This is a genomic window from Parasphingorhabdus sp. (assembly GCF_041748495.1).
In the GTDB taxonomy this organism is placed as follows: domain Bacteria; phylum Pseudomonadota; class Alphaproteobacteria; order Sphingomonadales; family Sphingomonadaceae; genus Parasphingorhabdus.
Genome location: NZ_JBGTDD010000181.1, coordinates 1 through 5434, shown reverse-complemented (window position 1 = coordinate 5434; position 5434 = coordinate 1). Strand labels below are relative to the sequence as shown.

Sequence of the window (5434 nt, the reverse complement as noted above, 5' to 3'; positions counted from 1 at the left end):
TCGCCGATTTTGCCCGGAGCAACCATCTGCCCGCCGATTTCGAACAGATCATGCTTGCTTCTATTGGTCATGTCAGTCCCCCAACCGGCTTGTTCTATGGCGCAGAAATGCTGAAAATCGCAAGCCAAATCATGCAGCAGTTGCCGTGCCGCGTCGGGCAGGGGTCACATTCTTCTGTTCGCTTCCTGCAGCGGTCAGGCGAGATTTGGTGGTTCTCCATAGCAATGGGGGGTGCCCTTGTCCTTCCTCTGCGTCAAATCAATGGCGCTGTCTTTGAGCGGGGCAGTGGGCCGGGCCTGACTTGTCCCTGGTAGAAAGCAAGAGATATTCGACCCTCAATGACGGTGAAGGAGGATGTTTACACAAAGCCTGCGCTCCGGTATCCGGGGCCGGCCAGTGACCATGAATCTGTTGGCAAACTGCGTGCTTCCGCACTTGACACTCCTATGCACTCGCCCTAAATAACGTTCATTCGAAACCGATTTGAACCGGCAGTACCTTTTTGGGTGCGCGCTGGTTTTGTGCGTTTTGAGTAACGTTTTTAACGACTTGGCGATGAGATAGGCCCCGGCGAATCGGTGCCTGTGGAGCATGGAGAAAAATATTGGCACGTATTGCTGGGGTAAATATCCCCACTAACAAGCGCGTAATCATTGCGCTTACCTATATTCACGGTATCGGACGCACGGCTGCGGCTGGAATTGTCGAAAAATTGAAGATTGATCCGGCCCGCCGGGTTCAGGACCTTACCGATCAGGAAGTTCTGCACATTCGTGAAACGATTGATGCCGAACATACGGTTGAAGGCGATTTGCGGCGTGAAGTTGCAATGAACATCAAGCGTTTGATGGATCTGGCCTGCTATCGCGGCCTGCGTCACCGGAAAGGCCTGCCTGTTCGCGGTCAGCGTACGCATACCAATGCGCGCACCCGCAAGGGCAAGCCCAAGGCGATTGCTGGCAAAAAGAAATAAGACTTGGCTTCGGGCAAGTATCTTCAAGATATTAGGTAGGAATTGATCACATGGCACGCGAACCGCAGCGCATAAAGAAAAGCGCGCGCAAGAATATCTCGGCAGGCGTAGCGCACGTCAACGCCACGTTTAACAATACGATGGTCACCATCACCGATGCCCAGGGCAATGCGATAAGCTGGTCCTCGGCTGGCATGATGGGTTTCAAGGGCTCTCGCAAGTCCACACCATATGCGGCCCAGGTGGCAGCGGAAGACGCTGGCAAGAAAGCGGCTGACCATGGTGTGCGGACTCTTGAAGTCGAAGTGAAAGGCCCCGGCTCTGGCCGCGAATCCGCCCTTCGTGCGCTTCAGGCCGTTGGTTTCACGATCACCTCGATCCGTGACGTCACACCTATCCCGCATAATGGTGTTCGCCCCTCGAAAAGGCGCCGCGTCTAAACCGCTCGAGTTTCCGGGGCGAGCCGGTTGGCCGGCCCCAATTTTTAAAATTCAGAGCGGTACTGACGTCCACACCCGCTCTTTGAACCACTAGGGGAAGTCCATGACTGTCAATATGAAGAACTGGCAAGAACTGAAGAAGCCCAACGTCCTCGACATCAAGCCTGGCGGTGATCCCAAGCGCAAGGCGACTTTCATCGCTGAACCCCTGGAACGCGGTTTTGGTCTGACCATGGGCAACGCGCTGCGCCGCGTGCTTCTGTCTTCGCTTCAGGGCGCGGCAGTGACCTCGATCAAGATCGAAAATGCCCTGCACGAATTTTCCTCGCTGCCAGGTGTTCGCGAAGATGTTACCGACATCGTTCTGAACATCAAGCAGATCGCGCTGAAAATGGAAAGCGACGATGCCAAGCGTCTGCAGCTTTCCGCCACCGGCCCTGCGGAAGTCAAGGCAGGCGACATTGCGGTCTCCGGCGATATCGAAATCATGAACCCGGAACTGGTGATCTGTCATCTCGACGAAGGCGCTTCGCTGAACATGGAACTGACCGTCAATGTCGGCAAGGGCTATGTTCCCGCTGTCGCCAACCGTCCGGCCGATGCGCCGATCGGTCTGATCCCGATCGACTCGCTTTACTCGCCGGTCCGTCAGGTATCCTACAAGGTCGACAATGCCCGCGTTGGCCAGGAACTGGATTTCGACAAGCTGAACCTGACCATCGAAACCGACGGTACGGTAACCCCTGAAGATGCGATCGCTTATGCGGCGCGCATCCTGCAGGACCAGTTGCAGCTGTTCGTGCATTTCGAAGAAGCGCTGGAACAGGTGTCTTCGCCGATCGGCATGGCGGCCCAGCAGAGCCAGGCAGAAAGCGATGCCAACCAGCTCAACCGCTATCTTCTCAAGAAGGTCGACGAGCTGGAACTCAGCGTTCGTTCCGCCAACTGCCTCAAGAACGACAATATCATCTATATTGGCGATCTCGTGCAGAAGACCGAAGCCGAAATGCTGCGCACCCCGAATTTCGGCCGCAAGTCGCTGAACGAAATCAAGGAAGTGCTGTCGAGCATGGGTCTGCGTCTCGGCATGGACATCCCCGGATGGCCGCCTGAAAATATCGAAGAAATGGCCAAGAAGCTTGAACAAGAGCTGCTGGGTTAGTTTTTCCATCCGTTCCGGCCGAGGCCGGAACGGCACTAAGGGTTCACTGGTGATGCCCCGATAAAATCACCTGCTTTGGGGTACCTGATACGGCCCCCTGACGAACGAAGGAAATATCATGCGTCATAGAATGAAGGGCCGCCGGATGCAGCGGACCGGTGCTCACCGTCAGGCTCTGCTGAAGAACCTTGCCGCGGCACTGATCAAGCACGAACAGATTCTTACCACTGTACCAAAGGCGAAAGAACTGCGCCCGGTTGTCGAAAAGCTGATCACGCTTGGCAAACGCGGTGGCCTGTCCAATCGTCGGATCGCCCATTCGCGGCTGATGGATGAAACCCAGGAAAAGAAGCTTTTCGAAGTGCTGGCCGATCGCTACGCCGAACGCAGTGGCGGCTACACCCGCATCATTCGCGCCGGCTTCCGTGGTTCCGATGCCGCTCCGATGGCGATCATCGAGCTGGTCGACCGGGATGTGGACGCGAAGGGTCAGGATAGCGGACCGGACCAGAATGCTCAGGATGAAGCAGCCTGATCTTCTGAAAAAACAATCATAGTTTCAATTGATAACAGAGGCCGCGAGCGATAAGCTTGTGGCCTCTTTTCTTTTGCCGAGGTGGATATGCGTAAACTGACTTTTTTGACTTTGGCGATGGGACTGACACTGAGTTCGCCGGCACTGGCGGCAGATCAGGAAAATGAGGAAAATCGGCTGACTTATCCCGAGACCAGAACCGTTGATGTCGTCGAAGAGCAATTTGGCGAATATATTTCCGATCCCTATCGCTGGCTCGAGAATGACGTGCGCGAAGATTCCGAGGTCGCCGATTGGGTGAAGGCCCAGAACGCGGTCACCGATGCCTATCTCGAAAAGCTCGACGGACGCGCCGTTCTGGCGGATTCGATGAAAGAGCTGTTTGATTATGACGATCTCGGCATTCCGGTCGAGGCGGGCGGCAAATATTTCTACGAACGCAAGAGCGGCGGCCAGAATCAGGCTGTGCTTTATGTTCGCGACGGTGCGGACGGCGAGGAACGGGTGCTGATCGATCCGGCAGACTGGTCGGAGGACGGCGCCACGGCGCTGGCAGGATGGAAGCCGTCCGGAGACGGCAGCCTGCTGGTTTACGCGGTTCAGGATGGTGGATCGGACTGGCGCACTTTGAAAGTGCTCGACGTGCAAAGCGGCGAGATCAGGCCCGATATGATCGAATGGGCGAAATTTAGCAATCTGGCGTGGCTACCCAATAATGTCGGGTTTCTCTATTCCCGCTTTCCCGAACCGGACGAAGGCGCGGCCTTTCAGTCGCTGAACGCAGACCATGCCATCTATCTGCATCTGGTCGGCAATGATCAGGCCAAAGATGTAAAAGTTTACGCCACGCCCGATCAGCCGGAACTCAATCACTCAGCCGAACTGACGTCGGACAAGGAATGGATTGCAATTACATCCTCCTCCGGCACCGACGAACGCTATGAAATCACCCTGATCAAGGTGGATGCGCCAAAGCTGGAAACGCGCAAGCTGGTCAGCGGTTTTGAAAATGACTGGCGGCTGATCGACGGAGTCGGTGACACGCTCTATTTCGTCACCAACAAGGATGCCCCGCGGCTGCGCGTGGTCAAAACCGATGTGAGCGTTGCACAGCCGGAATTTACCGAGCTGGTTCCGGAAAGCGATGCGGTTATCGATGGAGCGATGATCGTCAATGACCGGCTGGTGATCAGCTATCTGGTCGATGCCAAGAGCCAGTTGTCGCTGTTCGATCTCGACGGCGAGGCGCTTGGTGACATCGATCTGCCCGGACCGGGGCAGGTGGGCAGCCTCAGCGGTTCGATGAAGAGCGACGAAGGCTTCTTCACCTTCCAGAGTTTCAACCGGCCCACCACGGTTTTCCGCTACGAGCCATCGACAGCTCCAACGGTCTGGGCAGAGCCGTCGCTGCCATTTGATCCGGAATCGGTCGAAGTGACGCAGCGCTTTTATGAAAGCAAGGATGGCACAAGGATCCCGATGTTCCTGGTCCATATGAAGGGCCAGGATATTGCCCTGGGCGCACCGACATTGCTCTATGGCTATGGTGGGTTCAATATTTCGGTATTGCCGCAATATAAGCCGGCCTGGATGGCCTGGATCAAGGCGGGCGGCGTGTTCGCCTCGGCCAATCTGCGCGGTGGCGGCGAATATGGCAAGCAGTGGCACGACGCCGGCCGCCTGCAGAACAAGCAGAATGTGTTCGATGACTTCATCGCCGCCGGCGAGTTTCTGATCGAGGAAGGCATTGCCCCTGCCGACGGGCTGGCGATCGAGGGCCGGTCCAATGGCGGATTGCTGGTCGGTGCCGTGATCAACCAGCGGCCCGACCTGTTCACCGCCGGCCATGCCGCGGTCGGTGTGATGGACATGCTCCGTTTCGACCGGTTTACCGCCGGGCGCTACTGGGTCGATGATTATGGCTATCCGGACAGGCAAGCCGATTTCGAAACCCTGCTCGGCTATTCGCCTTATCATAATCTGAAGAACGGGACCGGTTATCCGGCCCTGATCGTCTCGACCGCCGATACCGACGACCGGGTGGTTCCCGGTCACAGTTTCAAATATATCGCGCGGCTGCAGGCTTTGGACACCGGCAGCGATCCCCATCTGATCCGGATCGAGACAAGGGCCGGACATGGCAGCGGCAAGCCGACTGACAAGGTGATCGAGGAATATTCGGATATCTACGCCTTTATGGCGGAGGCAATCGGCCTGGACCTGACCGATTGACTGGCCATATCCGGGAGAATGATGTCCACGGTGCGGGGGCATGGGGTTCGGGAGTAACGGGATAAGGCGCGATCAGGCGGGACTGGTGGGAC

General features: G+C 56.7%; 6 protein-coding genes. All 6 read left to right on the top strand.

Translation table 11 applies throughout. The features are described from left to right. The coding region (locus ACEW8J_RS15275) for a hypothetical protein (RefSeq protein ID WP_373492500.1) at positions 1-314 on the top strand (314 nt) is incomplete at its 5' end. 290 nt (positions 315-604) lie between these two features. After that, positions 605-973 (top strand): 30S ribosomal protein S13, encoded by a 369-nt coding sequence (rpsM, locus tag ACEW8J_RS15270; protein WP_373492499.1) that lies wholly within the window; start codon positions 605-607, stop codon positions 971-973. A gap of 50 nt (positions 974-1023) precedes the next feature. Next, positions 1024-1413 (top strand): 30S ribosomal protein S11, encoded by a 390-nt coding sequence (gene rpsK / locus ACEW8J_RS15265; RefSeq protein WP_067198370.1) that lies wholly within the window; start codon positions 1024-1026, stop codon positions 1411-1413. A 103-nt stretch (positions 1414-1516) separates the two neighbouring features. Next, a complete protein-coding gene (locus tag ACEW8J_RS15260) occupies positions 1517-2575 on the top strand; it encodes a DNA-directed RNA polymerase subunit alpha (RefSeq protein WP_373492498.1) in 1059 nt (352 codons plus the stop codon). A 118-nt stretch (positions 2576-2693) separates the two neighbouring features. Continuing rightward, entirely contained in the window at positions 2694-3110 is a 417-nt protein-coding gene (gene rplQ / locus ACEW8J_RS15255) for a 50S ribosomal protein L17 (protein WP_373492497.1), read from the top strand. A gap of 87 nt (positions 3111-3197) precedes the next feature. Next, positions 3198-5342: a prolyl oligopeptidase family protein gene (locus ACEW8J_RS15250; RefSeq protein ID WP_373492496.1), complete on the top strand. Its 2145-nt coding sequence runs from the start codon at positions 3198-3200 to the stop codon at positions 5340-5342. Positions 5343-5434 lie beyond the last annotated feature (92 nt).